This is a genomic window from Pseudomonas sp. B21-053, from assembly GCF_026016365.1.
In the GTDB taxonomy this organism is placed as follows: Bacteria; Pseudomonadota; Gammaproteobacteria; order Pseudomonadales; family Pseudomonadaceae; genus Aquipseudomonas; species Aquipseudomonas nunensis.
The window spans coordinates 6,282,714-6,300,078 of sequence record NZ_CP087205.1 but is presented as its reverse complement, the minus strand read 5'-3'; the positions used below and the strand labels follow the sequence as shown (position 1 = coordinate 6,300,078).

Here is a 17,365-nt window from a genome sequence, read left to right as displayed (position 1 = left end):
CTGTAAACGCGACGTGACGTGCGAAAAAAATTCGACGTTAGACGGTATCAATCCAGAGTTCGGTGATAGGACAGTGCTTCAGAATGGCGAGCTTTCGCGCGGCCGGCCGAGATGCCCAGTCCCCGAACGATTGCCCCGGCGGTATCCAGCAACGACATGCCGATCACCATCGCCGTCGCCAAGATGCGGCGCAAACCGTGCAGCGGCGGTAAATCCTGATGATTCAAGGCACGCAAGCTGTAGCTGAGTCGCCCCGCCATTACGCAAAACGGCCCCAGCGGGCCACTGCGGCCGAGCCATTGGAGCCAGGCTGGCATATAAGCGCGCACCAGATACGGCGTGAGACCGACGCTGTCGCCACCGCGCAGCCAGCGCAGTTGAACCACTTCGCCGCGGGTATCCGGAAGCCTGTGTTCTGTGTGCGCACGGGGGGCATACGCCACTGCGACGCCGGCGGCTTGCAGGCGCAAGCCCATGACCTGGCAATGTGCGCGATAGATGCCATCAAGTGGCTCATAGCGATGCTGTTCGAACGTATCGCGGCGAAACGCGACGTTGTTCGCATAAAAATTGCGCGTGGCACCTTCACGCAAGGGACTGGGGAAATACATGAAGTCGATCGCGGTCAATGCACTGCCCATAATGCTCGCGTCGTAACTGGTGCGCCCGGCGACCGCCACGGGTGCGGTAGCGGCAGGCAGGGTAAAGGGAGAGAGCAATTGCTCCAGCCAGTCGGTGCAGGGAATACAGTCGGCGTCAGCAAAGACAACGTACTGGCATCGGCTCTGATCGACGGCCTCGAAACCGACGTTTTTCGCATCGTAGTAGCCGGTGAACGAGGTAATTTCGACGAATTCGATAGGTCGCCCGGCCAGCTCGCACAACGCTTTGCACGCCTGCGCTTCCAGACCGTCGTGGGTGATGATCCATTGCGCAAACGACTGAGTTGGCAGCGTTTGTTGGCCCAATGTGGTGATTAGCCGTTTCAGGCTTGCCAGCGCTTCCCGTGAGTCATTGCCGCCGCGCAGATTATTAGTCTCGAGGATCAATGCGGTATTGGCGGCGACGAAATCCAAGTCGCCTGTAACTTCCCTGTTTGTATGCACCGTCGGTATCCCAAGTTATTGCTTCGTAGTAGGTCTGGTTTTTTTCGTCCGAAGCGTGGTGTTAATCAGCTGTTTTTCTTCGACCCCGACCAGAGCAGGGAAAGCAGAGTACGCGAGTCCATCAGACGTTCATCGGCACTCACCAGGCCGGGCAGGGTGTGCCAGGGGTGGTTGGCATTGCGATGATGATGCAGGTGCAGAATCGTCTGGGCGTTGGTTTGCCAAGCGGTGAACGATAACAGGGTGAGCCAGATTATGCCTGATGCAACAACGGGTCGAGTCATCGTCGGTGACGCCCCGCCTGCGGCTCTGTAGGCGCGCAGATTACGCAGCGTATTGATAATGAACAGGTCTCCCAGCAGTTGCCGAAGCAATAATTTCCCGCCTAGAGGGCGGAATTCCCAAGGTTGCTGGTTGTAAAGAAACCGTCTTTCCGGATATCTCGTGGTTCCCGCAATGGCCAGGTTAATCAAAAAGTCGTTGATACCGCGATGACGAGTCAGGTGATAGTGAGTCGCGTCGTGGTACAGAATGAAAAGCACGTGTTGGCGCGCCGCAATAATGATGAAGGCCAAGCAATACAAGCGCCAGTCCGAGACATAAAGCGCAATGCGTAACGTCACGATGATGCATAACCATTCAAGCAGGATGGCCGCCATGGTGCGCAAGTCCACCTTCAGGCGAGTCAGCGTTATTGTGGTCAGGCGCACCGACAAGGCCTCGACAACGTAGCGGATTTCAAACCTGCCAATGTGCAAGCGGATGCCGTACATATTGGAGTTGAGCAACTACTGGCCGCCGTGAAGCGTGGCGAGGATCTGCCACAGGCACAGCGTCGCGAAACTCGGATACGGTTTGAGCTTTGACTGGGCATTCTGGCGGTGTGGGTATATTTCAGACATTAAAAAGCCGGCTTGTGGGCGGCGTTATTTTAGGCATTTGCCCTTATTTTACTGGGCTTCTGCGGTTTCAATCATTCTGTCCCCCCATTTATCCCCCCATTGAGTTTGCGCGTAAGGGGGGGCTGGGGGGCACGAACATGTACTGACCTTATCCATGGCTTCCTGTCTGGCCCCGTCGATGCCAAGAAGCTTATGCCTTGATGCTACCGTAATTTCCCATCGCATCCATGTTCGAAGGTATTAGCGGTAGCAAATATTTGTGGTCAGATCAGTCTTACGCTGAAAATGCAAAATTCGTGATGCAAAGCTTCGTCAGAAACAGCACAAGGCTCCTCAATTGAAGTCATTGAAGTAATCTCGACTATGCAATTGCGGCCTGTATACTTTTTAGCTTTGGGGTCGTACTCAAGGAGGTTGACGTAGTCCCCAACTTGATAGTTTCGATCGTTTCGGCGTAGTTCATGCGTTCGAAGTCCAGTGGACAGCTGCTCAAAAAATTTAGGCCAACTTTTTAGTTCATGAGTGCTCAACGTTGTTTTCCTCTAGTGCAGGAGAAAAGTCTGAATAATCAAAATTCAGGTTCAACGATTTGTTAGTTTGTGGTGGTGATATTTCGGTTACGAGCTCCAAAGTGTCTCTTGCTTCCTGAGGTAGGCTATCTATAGGTTTTGACTGTTTGTTCGTGCCGGAGATTGCAATGTTTCTAATTCTGTCGAAAGGCTTGTTATTTGCTCTGGTCAGCGCGTTAAGTAATTCTGTGGCCATGCGCACAATGCCGGCGAGCTCTTCATTTGTTATAAAGAAATTTTCGGCTTCGCTATCAATGTATATAACTCCGGTCACGGAAGGTGCATGGGGTGGTGAACCTTCTGGTTCTAGTAACGGAATTGCTAATACGAACTTCACGCTGCTAGACATTTTTCTAGAGGCTTCATTGAGTTGTAGCGAGTCCATGGCTTCGCTTAATTGCGTGGGTGCTATTTTTGATACTGATCTAACGATTTTATGGCAGCGATATGCAATTCCAATCGTCCCATTGTTTGCTGGAAAAGTGCGCGCTGCTGCGGTCTTATTACCTCTGGCCGTATCTGTTCCCTGATAGTCGCAAGCCTGCTGCAGCAGCTCTTCATCCCCGAAAGATATTGCGCGGTGTAGTGTTACTCTTAATCGACCAGGCTCTGTATGACGTGAGCAAATAAGTCCGGCAAGTGTAGCGCAGAAAGCGGTTGCCATTAGCTCCGTCGGTCCAGGTAAATATTCTTTTCGCCAGTGTCCACGTTTATTATCTTCAATCAAGAAACTGTCTTGGCTTTTTCCCCGAAAATCGAAGTAGCCTCCCGGCCAGCGTGCACGATCAGGCTGAGAGAACGGATCTGGTTTAGCATCTCCCCGCCTAGTTTTTATTGCTTTATAAAGATGGTCAGATAAAATCGCGCTAAGTTGATCGTCGCGGTACGTGCCATGACGCCGTACGATATTTCTCTTATGGATCGCATGTTGCTTGATTAACTTTTCTTCGTCTAGGGTCGATGGCACGAAACCACCGCATTTATAAAGAAAAAATATTAGAATCTTATTTTGAAAAGAGATTCTAGATGTTGGTGGATCGAGGAGTTGAGATAGGTTTCTTACTTGCAGATGTAGGATTACATCCGTATCTCTTCTTAGGCGTCTCGAAAGCTGTTTGATTACGTCTTCAAACTCTGCATTAGAGTCCGTGTTGCGTTCTAGAGCCTCAAAGTCAGCGAATAGACCTTTCCGGTGTTCATCATCTGTATATTTAGTGTGCAAATTCTGAATTAGAGTAAATAGGATTTTTTTGTCGTTGAAAAGCTCTTCAAGAATACGATCTTGTCGGTATTGCGAAATGCGGAGGCGTAGCACGTCAATCATAGCTCCGTCCCCTTGGCCGGAAACTAAGAATGTGCGGCGGGGTTGATCTAGGCTCGGCTGCCCCATGGTTTCATTTCGCCAATAAGAAAGTGCCCCGTCCCGTTCGACACCAAACCCTATCGCAAGAATGACTAAATCAAAAATATCGGATCGGCCAACATTACTCTGAGAGCTGTCCTGCTTAGTAGTACCGTCAATGGCCGTTCTTTTTTCACCAACCCACTCAAGTTTCACCCGAGGTGAGCCATCACCGCATTCGTGAATTTGCAGATGTCGTGTGTTGCAATACAGAGTGGGGTCGGTATCGGAACCGCAAAGAGTTTTTTTCCATTCGGAAAGTACCTGAACCACTACGTCAGAAGCTCGAGCCGCTGTCCAATTTAAAACAGGTAACATCGCTACGCTTGCCTGGCTCCCTTCTCGAGGCCAATCATAAATGCGAGGGTGTAACCAGCGCGAGTCACTTCCCTGTTGGAGAGGGAGAAGTGTATCTCTTTGTTCGAAGATTGTAATATCTGCAGTTGACCCTTTGGATATTAATCCTGCAGCTACTGATAATCCCGCAAAACCAGCTCCGACAATTGCGATTTTACACTGAGGAACCATTGTGTCGCTTGGCTCCTTTGGTGTTGTCGGGACAAGCCCTGACTCTACAGCTGCCCAAGCAAGGTTAAGTGCGCGTGTTTGCTGGCTGAATACAGTCACTCCCGTATCAAAAGTTCCAACTAAGTAGAGAGCTGCGCCGTCCACTTTATATGCCTTAAGCGTCTCCGCTGCGGGAGTTCTGGCGTAGTCATTCATTATCATTCTTCCCGCGTTTTTCAAGCCATGCACAAATTTCAGAAAGCGAGACATCATCTGTAACTTCCATGATTTGATCCGATGAGAGTGTGCGGGCAAATTCATCTAGCTGTTCGGTGGCTGATTTCACGTAATCTAGAAAACTTCGTTCTGCAACTCGTCCTCGCAACCCTAAACGTCTCGCAATTAAGTCAACTGGTTGTTTTAGATAAAGGTAGCCTAAAGGTGAAGGCAGTCTTTGCTGGATAGAGTTATAAACGGCATCGTATGCGGGAAACTCTTGATCCAGTCGCATTGACGCCCAGACTCTATCGGATCTAAATGACCAATCGCAAAAGTGAATTCCTTCGGAATTGATGCTCGCCACCAAATGTGCGTGCTGCATTAGAAAAGAAAGATCGTAAGCAAGGTAGCCAAGAATCTGATTTTGGCGTTCAGCCCCCCAGAAAGGGTTTTGTTCGTGTTGCTCGGCGAGTAATGGCTGAGGCTCCTCAGATTCTTCGATAAGCTTTTTAGCGAGCGTTGTCTTGCCGGAGCCGAACACGCCGAGGATTTCAATCCTCCGCCCCGTTAAAAGCTCGGGCGTCGCTTGGGGGGCTAGAGTAACCATGAATAATCCTTGGTGATTTTAACTTTTCTACTGTGTGAGCGTGGATAGTCTGGGCACAAATGGCCAGCATCGCAAAAAGCTCGGTAGTCGACGCCAGACGCGTGCTGCGAGATGATAAGGCATGGTCCATCGCTTTACAGTAATCATCACGAAGTGCCTACAAAGCCATTATTGAAACCATGTGCCGACCACGTACATTCTCTCAGGTCGTACTGTTTTTCGGCGAAAAAAAATATTTCAAGAAAAAATCACCCAAGGGATGAAGCTGACCTTCATACCCTTTGGATTGTTCTCAAGGTCCCTTTTTTTCTCGTATCAGTTCCGCTATTCGCTCCCCTGTCGCCTGCGCCTTTCTCGCCGATCCTAGCTCGCATTCCCACACGACGAAAACTCTCCAGCCGGCAGCGTTGAGTAGCGCCGTCACTCGGTTATCCCGAGCGACATTTTTCTCGAATTTTTCCACCCAAAATGCTGTGTTGCTTTTCGGTGTCGTAGCGATGTTGCAGTTGAAGTGCCTGTGCCAGAAGCATCCATGGACGAAGATCACTGTCTTGTACCGCGGAAACACAAGATCAGGCCTGCCGGGCAAGCCTGATCCATGCAGACGGTAACGCATTCCGAGACGATGCAATACTTTGCGCAGAGCCATTTCTGGGCGGGTGTTACTCCCCTTGATCCGGGCCATCCTCTCTGACCGTTCTTTAGAAGAAAGGAAGTCGGTCATTCTCGGACCTCGTAGGGAATGCTCTTACGAAGGGCTATCATTTCCCTCCTTGATCAGTTCATAGAAGGGAAGCCCATGAATCACTTCTCCTGAAACATCGAATGATTTATAGAGGCAGTGATGGTTAGGTAAAGTCTTCACGCGCTCTGAAAGCTCCGCCAAATCTGACGTAAATCCAAGAACTCCCAGCTCAGCAGGAGTGATGTTCGGCACTTTGTGGATGAACCAGGATAATAATGGTGTCCTGTAATCGGTCGCCCCAGCCTTAAAGTGCTTAAGGAACTGCGATGCTAGTATCACGCCGGTACCGAACTCCCGCCCCTCTAGCAGGATCTTCCGTAGTACGTCGAATTCGTAGGGCATGATGTTGTGGGCCTCGTCTACCAATAGGTAGGAGTCAATCGCTCTGAGCTGGGGATCTTCGCCCAGGAAGGGACGCTTGATTGTCTTTTTCATGTTCTCGAAGAACATGTTCAAAAAGATAGCGACGAGCATGTTCTTGCTTCGGTCGTCTTGCCCCATGGCATTCAGAGATATAACTACGACACCATCAAAGAATTCATCGAACGGCTTTGTCCCTTCGGTGGCCCGTGTAAATATCTCCATGTCCACCAAGTCATCGATAATCGCCATTGGGGAGTCCGACTTCTCACCGAGTATCTCCCTGTACTCCGAGTGGATGTCGTATATCGTAGGTTGGCGATCTTGAGCGTTTGCTGTCTCGTAGGCATTGCGGACAGCGGCTTTGAGTTTGTCCCGCTGTACAGGGCCTATGCCCGAATACACTTTGTCGAGCACATCAGCGAAAAATTTGAACCGATCTAGCCAAGGAGCCGTTGATTCTCCCATTCCGGTGGTGTCGAACAGGTTAAGAGGGAGATGGTAGGGCTTCACTACTTTTGCCCCAGTAGCCTCTACGAAATCCTGGCTACTGAAATCATTTTTATAGTCGAAGATCAAGAAGCGTGGTTTGATCCCGCGGTTTGCATCGCTGGCCCTGGAGATCTGTAGGATGAGCGACTTGAGGAACTGAGTTTTACCCGTTCCAAGGTCACCTGCCACACCAATGTTCAATTGGTTGAGTCGAGTATCGGATATGTTAAGGCTTAGCTTTCTTGGCTCGAAACCATCGACTGTTTTGCCCACAGAAAGGACTATTCCCCCTCCTAACTCGCCAGAAGTTAAGGATGAAACGGTGTCCACATTTGGTTTGTCGGACGATGTGTCTCCGTCGAGTGAATGCGATAGGTCGGTTTCTTTGGTTAGGGATATTGATGGATCTACCAAAGGCGCACTTTGCGCCGGTAACTGGCCGAATTCGATCAAACTGGCAACCGGATTTGATTGCGGAGGCAGCAGCTCCCAATCTCCCACTTTGGCACGCACGGCGTCGTAGAACGACTGTGAATCATTGCCGATTACGATACGACCTGCGTCCTTGTTTGAAATGACAATCGTCTCTTCGAAATTGTCGCCGTCACGATCGAGTGGGCCGCTCAAAGTGGATTCGTCCACGACGATCAGTCGCCCTCTCAAATCGATGCTTGGTTTCGAGCTTGGGTCGAGAATCGCTGCTGCGATTTGCTCATGGTAGCCTGCCCAACGAGTAGATTGCCCTTCTACTGCCTGATGCTGACTGTAGACTCGTAAACCAAAACCAATCATCGAAAGTAGGAGATGCTGGTAGGTCAGGCTCCATGCCAAAGACTTGCTAGCGCGTACCTCGATGGCCTGTAAAAGTGTAGAGAGTGCCCTGGCTTGTGAAAGGGCGTCGACGGCTTCGGAGGCACCAAGCACGGTCCCCTGACGGCACTTGACCTCTATAGGGGTCAGATGCAACTGGACTTTGTCGTTAGAGATCCTCACGCCAATGACAAGTAAGTCGGGACGTGAGAGAGAAGCATCTTTACGCTCCTTGCCAAGGGAGCGTGCAAGGTCGGCAAGATACCCTCTGAACGGATCGACAGGAACAATAAGTGCGATCGTAGATTCGTCAGACGAACCTGCGAGAACTGGTAATAAGCTGTTCAGGTTTCCTTCTATACGGAACTGGTCTTGAAGTAGTCGGACCGCGAGGAAGAGGCCAAGGTCGCCTGTGGCTCCTGTATCATCTCCAGAGAGGCCGCGTACGGTTGGAATTCCTCTCCTCGCGACCTCTAGAAGAATCTGCTCGACCTTGGAATCTTCTAAGTTGTCGCACCCTGGAAGGGGCTTCAAGACACGGCGCAACGCATCACGATCGGCTTGCTTGACCTGTGATAATAGGTAGTAACCGCTGGTATCGCCTGCACGATGGGAATAGGAAGGGAGGTCGTAGTCCCACAGGTATGTGCCTTTGATCCAGCCACCCAAAAAACAGGCAGGATCAATTGCAGAAGACGAGACTGCAACATATCCGGCGCTATTTTGCGTAAGCATGTCGGATATTGCATGGACGCTAGGCGAGAATTGCAGACCTATCGCGCTGTCCCTCATCCTTTCTACTTTAAGCATGCACGCTGACACCTTATCGGCGAATGGGTCGCCGGAAGGGGGCATCTGCAGGCCTTGGCGGGACTCACACAAGAAGGAGCTTTGAAGTTGACGCCTGACACGGTGCCTGATTAGCCCACCAGCGCCCATAGGTGAGAGCATGCCAACTTCTTTGGACTCGGGCTCTGCTGAGTCCAATTGCGCGATGATTCCTAAATCTGGCTTGGCGCCAATCGGTTGCTTTTCGTACCACCGAACGTGGTTATCAGTGTCTTCAGACAGATTTGCGATCGTCGCTTGATCCGGCCTTCCCGAAGTCCTCGTGTCGAATACCTCAAGAATTTTCGCGCCGATACTTTGGTTCGAAAGATCCGTATCACCACTACGAAACCGCTTGGTGCACCAGTTGGTCAAACCTTCGTTGCAAGCATCAGTGGTACCTGCTGCACTAGACACTACCAGGCTGATAATCGGCTTTGCGGCCAGAAGGCCAGTGACATCGTCTAGAGCACGCGAGACCTGTGCTGGACTAAATCCACTCGAGATCCCACCGACTGTTAAACCGAATGTGTTGTCAAATGGGGGGCGTTGGGTACGGGCAGGTAACTGGCCCAGGCGAGAGCCGTTCCATAGTACTGACCAGTAGTCGGAGCTACATTCCACGGACAGAAAGTCAATACGCTCTACGCCACTTGGGGACTGTAAGGAGATAGTTAGTAGATCGGGAACGCAATCTGGATCAAGAATGCTCGCCGCTGGGCAGGGCAAGAGTGAGTCGCCTTCCACCTCATCCCACAAGACTTTTTGGGCAAGACAGTGCCACGCAAGACGTAATGGGTGAAGGGGCGAAAGGATGATGGCGTCTGGAGTTCTACTTAGAGTGCGTCCGTCTAATTCTAGTGAGCAGACCGCAACAGCATCTATCCAGCATGCAATGTCTGGATCCGTATCGAGCCAGGACATATATGCGTCAAGGTAGGTTTCGACGAGTATGCAGAACTCCTCATTCTCCGATAGCCAGGCTCCCAAGGGCGCGGATTCCAGAAGCCCCGACTGATCATCGCTTCCGCGTATGTACTTCGCAATTTCTTGGCGAGTTTCCACGAAGCCCTTTGGTGGTTGGAAGCTTGAAGCGTCAGGGCGAGGGTCAAAAAGGAAGCGACCTTGAGATAAAATCGGGCCATGAACTGAGTCCCAATCTGGAGGTGCCCATTTAGAAATATAGTCTTCTGCTATTACTATCGGTCTGAATGAGTTGGCTACGTTCTGCTCCTCGAGGATCCAAGACTGCAAGCTTGAGGCACGCGCATTCCGGTCCAGATGGACGACAGCCTTTGAGTCAAACTTCTCAAGATGCCGGCGATTCTGTTTGATTAGGCGTTCAAACTCGCTTCTACAGCCCTCTTCCTTCGTCTCCTCGCAAGAAAGATATGCTCTGCAGATATAGGGAGAGGGATGTCCAAAGAGGTTAAATGTTATATCTAGTTGGTATTTTCCGTCAGCCTCTACTTCCAATAAATATTCGTTTTCGCCAACTATGCGCGTGTCGAAAGATTGCTGCTTTCCCTCCAGCTCAGTAGCGTCGTCGGGCATGCCTTCAACCTTACCGATGGTTGCCCCTGGAGATAGATGAATTCGCAATTCATATCGCCCGGATCCAGGTAGCGAGAGTGATGTCTCCCAATGTCCTGCTGCAGTTTTCTTGCTTGGCTTTTTAGGGGGGACCAGTTTTGTTGCTAGCCTGCAAGTGACAAGAATTCCTGGCTTCCAGTTTATTAGCGATATGACCCGAACATTTGCAGGTTTGCAGCCTTCAGAAGTGACTTTGTAAGTAATGGGGTTTTGGTGTGCGGGAGGTGCTAGATCCGTGTACTCGCTAACGCCGCTAGGAGCTGCTGGTAATGAAATTGGCGCTCTTCCATATGAGCCACCGGCCAACAGGAATTCTGCTGGTCGAAAGTTTTCATTCGTTGATACGGCTAAGTCGACCTTGTCTCGCACTATCGCAGGTAACTTCTTTGTTGCAGGAATAATACTATTTGTGCATTTTATGCTGATCTCTCCGACTGCTACATCGGGCTCGTCGGCAAGTAAGTCTGTCCACTGTTCTATGGTCAGCTGCTTCCACCAAGATGGCGGAGGAGTGAGCGTTAGGGTTTTCTCAGGCATATAAAAAGCCTGGGTAGCACGTTCGAAAGCAGTAGGAACGTCGCAGCTCGCTTGGAGGTGGGCAAGCAATTCTCGCAGCGCTTGAGCTATGTCATCAGGGGCGCTTTGTGCTAGGCGCTCAATACCGGTTTTGAACCCGTCAGATAACTCATCTGCAATTTTATCTATGATTGAGAGTTGTGCCTTCGAAGAAATCCCATCACCTGCCATTGGCGGGAGACCGCAAGCTAGGGCAAGAGCCTTTTCAGGCGAAAGGTTTTGGACGGCCGCGTCTATCGAAAATATGCGGGACAGCATCCGCCACAAGGCGCTGTCGTTTGATAGATCTGAATCCATCTCATCTACGGATTTCGCAGCTGCGTGGATTAACTCTTTTGCTTCCTCTCTTTGCGAATCTCCTATGCCTGCGAGGTTGAGAGCCTCATTTACAGATTGCTGTACAAATCCGTCGTCCCACCATGCGCCAAGATCCGAGCTCATGCCGAACACGTCGCTTGATGATTCGATCGAAAGATTGTTGTGCTGGCCTGCAGGAACTAAGGCTACAAAGCTCGAGTTGTTTGGGTCATTACGAACATCTAGCAAGTGATCATTGTCGCAAAATCCGGATTCTCCGATCCGAAGTTTTTGGCCTTTAATTTGATCATTTGGGCGCTGGAGTAGTACTGGTAAGGTCACGGTATTACCGTCTATTCCAGACATAACTTCGATTCCCCCATCGCGAGCGAGCTCTTCGTAAACAAGCTCAAGAAGTTCGAGAGGGGGGCCGCGAAAAATCAGCCGATACTCAAATTTTTTTCCGCTAAGACCTTGCGTCGCTCCAAGTGCTTTCTCACGGACAACTGACGCAAGCCACTCTGCAAGTTTATTCATGTTCGCTTCCCTGAAGAATTTGACTTGTATGGAAAGGCGGCAACAGCAACATGCCGCTCTCGGCATCTGGGCTGTCGAGCACAAGACCGAGCATTCTTAATTGGTGCCCCAAGTCATTCCGGGCGATTTCGTGCTTATCTACGGTGAGGCCATAGGCTTCGAGATGCAGGACTAGTTTTTGGATTGAACGAGGTCCGACCATTCCGGCGAGAGCGCAGTGCACCAAGGCAAGAACAGCTACTGGCCCAAGAGATACGATCCATGGGCTGGAGGAGCTGTTTCCTTTCTTTTTAAGGATGTATCCCTGATCGTACCCTCTGAGCAAAGGTACGGCTGTTTGTCGTTGCCCTAGCGCGTGCCTTGCGAACTCCAACAAGTTGGAGCCAATACCTTTCTTGCATAGCAAAGCTCGCGTCTCTTGTTCTCGTATATCGGTTATGGTTTCAAGAGTGCCGATACTGAGGAGAGCGTCTCGATTTTTTTTGATATGCAAGCAAAGCATGGCAATACCTTTGCTTGATGCAATGTCTCCCTCGTACGGCGCACCTATCTGAGTGAGTGACCAGAGCAGCGCATTGATCCCCAGTCTCGCGTTTAAGTAGCTAGAAACCTTGTCCTTGATACCCTGAAGGGCTTTCCCTCCGTAAGCCATGTACTGAGGGGTCTCAGGGAAAATTGCTTTCCTTATCTCTTGTTCATTCAGATTTATTCCAGTACCTAGTACTGCTGATAGGCTGCTCCAGACTCTCGCATGAACGTCACAAAGCCAAGTCACATGAGATACCGCACCTAGGCGCAATACTGCCTCTAGCAAGCTGGTCCACTGCCTGCGCGTCATGGCGTCTTTCGCCTGCATGATAGCTTGGAGGTCTTTGACAAATCGTCTGGCGGGTAGGAAATGAATATCCTGAAAATCGGGGGGCGTTAGAGTCGTTGATTCACCATCTGGAATCGGTGCTAGTGCCCATATGTCTACATCTTGATTCCATGAAGATGTCTCCTGCTCAAGCCAGCGAGCGAAAAAATCGTCCCTGTCATTCACGCTCAGGGCTTCAAATAGGAGTTTCCACAGCTGCTGTGCCGACTCCGCATCCTTTGACCCCAGGCAAACCATGCGGCGTATTAAGCTGCCAGCGGGCCAGGAGTTGCTACTCAGTCGAGCAGAGCCGGAGAATAGCGATGTTCCAGGGACGAGAGGTGTGACCTGTACGAATCGCTTGGAAGACTGGTTTGGGAGTTTGGGACTCTCCAAAATCCCATGCAGAACCGTATACCAGCTATCCACTGATAAAACCGCACCTGAGGGCTGCGTCTGATTTTTTTTCCTAAGTTTCTGGATCCGTTTATCTAAATCGCTGCCAGCTTGGGGGACGCTGCCTTCGCTAACTGCCGCAAAGCCTATAGTTCTATAGAGGGAGGAAAGTAATACCTCTGAGCTTGCATATTCCGGAGCAGGGCTCATTGCTAGAGCCGACTTCTGATAAGTGCCGTGGGAGAATCTCCACGGCGCCTGTTTGAACTCCATAAGGCTCATACCGCATCCTCCTTCCGCGCGACTAATCCATCCCATGAGCGAGCTATCACCGTGCCGTCCGCCCCTACGCGAATTTTGGCGTGGTCGAGTAGCTCTTCGTCGCGAACGATGGGGCCGGAAAGCCGAGCTTTTGTTGTATCTAACAGGGCCAATACAGTGCGTGGAAGTGATGCAGGGGATAGTCCCCTCTCCAGTTCCTTCACCGCCTTGAACAAGTCATAAGTAAGGGGGATCGGTTGAGTAGACTGGACGTTGCCAACTCCGAGGTAGCGAATTGGTGGGCGAGGACGGCCATTAGTATTCTGGGCTAGCATCTTAACCCTGCGCTGCTGTACTACTAATGTCGCCTGACGCTGTTTTGGGGGAAGTGGTTGCCCGAAGGTGGTAGTCAGTGACACCTCAAATTCGTGTCCCGTATTCAGAAGCCCCTTCACTTGTTGTTCTACTTCGTAAAGCTGGTGCTTGTCGTTTTCCTCAACGACCAGCTGGAAAGCTTGAAGTATCTGGACGTTTGCAACCACGGCTGTTCTGGTGCATATGCTTCGGCGAACTAGGCGGCAAGCGAAATCCCGGAGGACATGTTGAACACGGCTGGCCGCGACCGGTCTACCGCGTCGAAACATTGGCAAGGAGAGCGTGTCGTCTGCATCCGAAAGTCGCTTCAGTAGCTCAATCTCGTTTTTTGATAACACTTTATATTTACGGACGAACTCAATGCCTCCCGCCAAAGAGCGGCTGAATCGAATGTCAAGGTCACCCAGATTGATGGTGCTTTGCGTACTTACCGCAACCTCGTTGTCGGGACTCGCGAATGCAGGGTCTAGATGATCGACGAGGTCCTCCAGAAGAGGGGCAATTGTTGCTGGAAGGTAGTGTGTTTTACGCTCTGAAAGGAATTCTACGAGTCCCTTAAGAGCTCTCTGAAGAGCTCTCCCTCGCTCGGTGTCCAAAGCCTTATCCAGGCGTAGCTCTTGAATATCACGGCGGAGCGATGTAGCTACTCCCTTATCCCATTTATGGAACAAGGCATGCTGGTAGCTTGACGTCGCCAGATGAAAAATCGCGGTAAGTGCTTGTCTGGTTGGTTTTTTAGTTCCAGCCGCTTTCTGATCAAGTTCTATGAGGCTTTCAGCCCATTGGCAAGGCGTAGATTGGTGCGATCGGCTTTCCGCGTCATGAACTACAGGATGATGGCCGGCCAACAAGTAAGAGGTTAGAGAGAACAAGTCTCGGAAGCTCCAGCGCTTGCTGCTTGCAAGCTCATACCAGCGCAATATCTTCAGTAGTGCCAACCGTTGTTCCTCCTTCGCAAGGATACTCTGGCTAGTACAGAACGGGCATTTCTCGCCTGCTGGACATGTTCCCTTTGCAGGCCACATTTCGGATGCAGTAGCTTGGCCGAAGAGAATTTCCGCTGGTGCCTGGGGCAGTCCATCAGGCTTTACTAGCAGGGACTCGGCGTCCATTGGCCAAACTGCGATAGAGGGGAACCCTTCAAGTGGCCAGCAAGAGGGGGCGTCGTACGAGAGACTTACAGCTCGGGTAATCGCTTCGAGGATTACGCGCGGTTTTTCCAAATTGTTGTCTAGCGCATGGATGAGCGCATCATCAAGGACACCGCGGTTGACACAGCACAAATAAGCTTGGGAGGAAGGGCCATGCAGCAGTCTGTCGAGCTCTTGGATAAGGAGTGCAGGAGCAGTGCTCTCTTCGTTTCCAGCATTTGTAGATGCATCCTGAACTATGTCCAAATTCAGTTTGTTGTCAGAACTTGAAAGTCTCCCAGCATCGACGCTTACTATTCTCGGAACTTTAAAACCTGTAGACGGATGGAATGCTTTTGACAGCTCTTTGATCAGTTGTCCGTTGCAGCCGAGGCTAGCATCCAACCAGCGTACGGTGGATTCGATCGCCTCGGTCTTTCCATTACCCGGCCCACCAACTAGAAGGACAATCCGTGGAATGTTTGCACCTTCTATCGGGAGTCTTTCGGTCCAGGCTTCAAGCCGGGACAGAAGATTTGTTCTTAGTAATTTTTCGTTCGGCTGGCCGCTATCATTGTCTAAAAGCCGCTTCACTCCTCCCGAGTGATGGCCGGCCCAGTCGACAAGGGCTGCGGGGTAGCGCGCCCCTTCCAGTTGGGTGCTATCCATTCCCCTCGACTCCTATGTTTTCAAGCTATGGCTAAGATTTCTTGTTCTGGTTCGGTGATTGTTTGTTGATTAGCTGTGGCCATGGCTTCTTTAAGTACCAGCTTGATGGCTTGGCCAATGGCTCTTGCAAGGTAAGGAGGAACGGCGTTGCCTACCTGCGTGTAGCGCGGGCATTCCTTAGTACGTTGCTTACCGCCCGTGGTGAATTTACCGCGGAACTGGAACCAGTCGGGAAACGACTGCAGGCGTGCAGACTCTCGGACGGTCAGTATTCTGGGCTCGCTGTAGTGGAGCACATCGTCGGGCAACGTTGTTATTGTAGGTGCGGGATTTTTCTCGTGCATTAGGCAAATGCGGTGCTTCTTGAGGCCATATTTTTCCCTTTGGGCCAAGCTCATCAAACCACCCCTAACGCACTCGGGGTCCTGAATGATCCTCATGAACCGTTCACTGATTTCGGGCTTGTGTTTTGCTAAGCGTACGCTGTCCATAGAGCCGTCGCTCCCTTGATGCATAAGGGTTTGGTAATGTGTCCGAGGCCCCTTATATGCGAGCTCTAGAAAACCGGTACGAGAGGAGGGATCAGTGCATGGTCTTGTCCCAACGTGCTTTATTTCCAAATCAGAAATGGCCTCCGACGCGCTGACAACTTCTGGAAGGCCAAGCTCCTGCAGTTGGTTCAGCCTTGCTTCCTCTAGAAGCTCGAAAGCTCTGTTGGCGCCGCCACGGAGATGGCCAGCGAGATCTTTGTGGATCCCTATTACGATTAGACGTGGGCGCTTCTGGGGAACTCCAAAAAGTGAGCAGTCCACTATTTTACCGAGGACCTCATAGCCGACGCTATTCAGGCTTTCGACAAGCTTGTCATAGTAGGAATGGGGCTTCACTTTCGTTAAGCCAAATTCTTCTTTCCATGATTTGGCTTTATGCGCGACCTTCATGCCCGGTACGTTTTCCAGAACAATGGCCGCTGGCTGAATGGCCTTGACCATTTCCACGTATTTCTCAAACAGTTGGTTTCGAGGGTCGGACTCTAGTCGCTTCCCTGCGAAGCTGAATCCTTGGCAGGGAGGGCCTCCTGCAAGCACATGAACTTTGCCCTTGAGCCTAGAAAGATCAAGTGGGTGCTGTTCAAGAATGTCATCGATACCCCAGGCTTTTCTTTCCAACCAAGAGGGCCATTCGAACTGGGGTACGGGCACGTCACGCCCTTCGAGCAGGTTTGCCGAAAGCGTAGAGAAAGCCATTTTGTCGCGTTCGACGGCAAAAACGCCGTTTAGCCCTGCGAGCGATAGACCTAGAGATAGGCCTCCACAGCCCGCAAAAAGATCTGCGAACATCAAAGGTTGCCCGTGGGCGGGTAGCGGGGGGAGGGTTTCGAAGTTTTTCATGGGCTCCTGCCCGGATACGGTCGTTTTCAGGGTAGGGAGCGTCTCGCGAAGCCCTTGGCTATCGCCTATATAGACAGGACGATGGAGGTCTTTTTTCGCCACCGATGCTTGATGCCTACTCGGCATGCTGACTAGAGGTAGCTCGGTAGGCGTCGAGGGGGCAATAGTGATGGATAATGGATTGCCCCGCAAGCAAACGCAATGGCTGCGGCCGCTTGGTGACTGGCTTGTTTTGAGATTACAGGCTTCACTTATGTCATTGAATTCATAAAAAAATTTTGCATTAGGTAAATCCGGGGCGTCGCTTGGTGGTACCGGCATTGTTGAGCTCCATCAACGGGTATGAAACCGAGCAATCTTTAATAAACTGGTCCTAATTGGTGTTTTCCTACTGGGCGAACATTGCTTTCTTCGCTTCAACTGCTTGTATGTGCTGCTCAAGTTAGAAGGGCGTTGGGTTGAGGCGTCGGCAGTGTCGAAATCTTCGCAAAGCTGCCGCGTGCAGGCTTAAGAAGCTGCCACAACAGGCGAACTGGAAAGAAGGTCGATAATCTTCCATTGTTCGTCATTCGCCCAAGAGAGCCTTGGCCATTCCAAGTGATAAAAAAATCACTGTGTTTGTATACAGTATCGAGTTTAGGAATATTTGCGCAAGGTTGGTCCGTCGAACGGTTGTAGCAGGATGTGAATGGCGGTGTAGCAGGGGGATGGGTTTTATTTAAGACATTAAAAAGCCG

Annotated in this window: 9 protein-coding genes and 2 pseudogenes; 1 reads left to right on the top strand and 10 read right to left on the bottom strand. The window is 51.0% G+C overall.

The window, feature by feature from the left end; all coding sequences use genetic code 11:
- Positions 1–47: 47 nt before the first annotated feature.
- On the bottom strand, positions 48–1,076 hold the full coding sequence (locus LOY68_RS28255) for a glycosyltransferase (protein ID WP_265041131.1): 1,029 nt from the start codon (positions 1,074–1,076) through the stop codon (positions 48–50).
- 95 nt (positions 1,077–1,171) lie between these two features.
- Positions 1,172–1,810 (bottom strand): annotated as a pseudogene (locus LOY68_RS28250) (fatty acid desaturase); the annotation flags it as partial.
- On the opposite strand from LOY68_RS28250, the pseudogene LOY68_RS28245 reads away from it, so the two are divergent.
- Positions 1,808–1,972 (top strand): annotated as a pseudogene (locus LOY68_RS28245) (aromatic ring-hydroxylating dioxygenase subunit alpha); the annotation flags it as partial. The pseudogenes LOY68_RS28250 and LOY68_RS28245 overlap by 3 nt on opposite strands.
- A gap of 299 nt (positions 1,973–2,271) precedes the next feature.
- Here LOY68_RS28245 and LOY68_RS32440 read toward each other — a convergent pair.
- The 8 genes from LOY68_RS32440 to LOY68_RS28210 form a co-directional block, all read right to left on the bottom strand.
- Entirely contained in the window at positions 2,272–2,538 is a 267-nt protein-coding gene (locus tag LOY68_RS32440; RefSeq protein WP_081932425.1) for a DUF3850 domain-containing protein, read from the bottom strand.
- Positions 2,525–4,702, bottom strand: coding sequence for an FAD-dependent oxidoreductase (locus tag LOY68_RS28240; protein ID WP_265041130.1), 2,178 nt, complete (start codon positions 4,700–4,702; stop codon positions 2,525–2,527). Before LOY68_RS28240 ends, LOY68_RS32440 begins: the two co-directional genes overlap by 14 nt.
- Complete coding sequence (locus LOY68_RS28235; RefSeq protein WP_041477905.1) at positions 4,695–5,312, bottom strand: deoxynucleoside kinase; 618 nt, start codon at positions 5,310–5,312, stop codon at positions 4,695–4,697. The genes LOY68_RS28240 and LOY68_RS28235 overlap by 8 nt, the downstream gene beginning before the upstream one ends.
- A gap of 292 nt (positions 5,313–5,604) precedes the next feature.
- A complete protein-coding gene (locus tag LOY68_RS28230; protein WP_265041128.1) occupies positions 5,605–6,036 on the bottom strand; it encodes a very short patch repair endonuclease in 432 nt (143 codons plus the stop codon).
- A 24-nt stretch (positions 6,037–6,060) separates the two neighbouring features.
- The gene (locus LOY68_RS28225; protein ID WP_265041127.1) at positions 6,061–11,550 is read right to left on the bottom strand and encodes an ATP-binding protein; all 5,490 of its coding nucleotides are present in this window, start codon (positions 11,548–11,550) and stop codon (positions 6,061–6,063) included.
- Positions 11,543–13,084: a hypothetical protein gene (locus tag LOY68_RS28220; RefSeq protein WP_265041126.1), complete on the bottom strand. Its 1,542-nt coding sequence runs from the start codon at positions 13,082–13,084 to the stop codon at positions 11,543–11,545. Before LOY68_RS28220 ends, LOY68_RS28225 begins: the two co-directional genes overlap by 8 nt.
- A complete protein-coding gene (locus LOY68_RS28215; protein WP_265041124.1) occupies positions 13,081–15,237 on the bottom strand; it encodes a hypothetical protein in 2,157 nt (718 codons plus the stop codon). Before LOY68_RS28215 ends, LOY68_RS28220 begins: the two co-directional genes overlap by 4 nt.
- A gap of 20 nt (positions 15,238–15,257) precedes the next feature.
- Complete coding sequence (locus tag LOY68_RS28210; RefSeq protein WP_265041122.1) at positions 15,258–16,949, bottom strand: DNA cytosine methyltransferase; 1,692 nt, start codon at positions 16,947–16,949, stop codon at positions 15,258–15,260.
- Between the last annotated feature and the right edge of the window lie 416 nt (positions 16,950–17,365).

What these genes read in the sequence shown, in the direction of transcription:
- LOY68_RS28230 (WP_265041128.1), bottom strand. Translation starts at nt 6,036, where the DNA reads ATGACCGACTTCCTTTCTTCTAAAGAACGGTCAGAGAGGATGGCCCGG.
- LOY68_RS28220 (WP_265041126.1), bottom strand. Translation starts at nt 13,084, where the DNA reads ATGAGCCTTATGGAGTTCAAACAGGCGCCGTGGAGATTCTCCCACGGC.
- LOY68_RS28225 (WP_265041127.1), bottom strand. Translation starts at nt 11,550, where the DNA reads ATGAATAAACTTGCAGAGTGGCTTGCGTCAGTTGTCCGTGAGAAAGCA.
- LOY68_RS28240 (WP_265041130.1), bottom strand. Translation starts at nt 4,702, where the DNA reads ATGAATGACTACGCCAGAACTCCCGCAGCGGAGACGCTTAAGGCATAT.
- LOY68_RS28210 (WP_265041122.1), bottom strand. Translation starts at nt 16,949, where the DNA reads ATGCCGGTACCACCAAGCGACGCCCCGGATTTACCTAATGCAAAATTT.
- LOY68_RS28235 (WP_041477905.1), bottom strand. Translation starts at nt 5,312, where the DNA reads ATGGTTACTCTAGCCCCCCAAGCGACGCCCGAGCTTTTAACGGGGCGG.
- LOY68_RS28215 (WP_265041124.1), bottom strand. Translation starts at nt 15,237, where the DNA reads ATGGATAGCACCCAACTGGAAGGGGCGCGCTACCCCGCAGCCCTTGTC.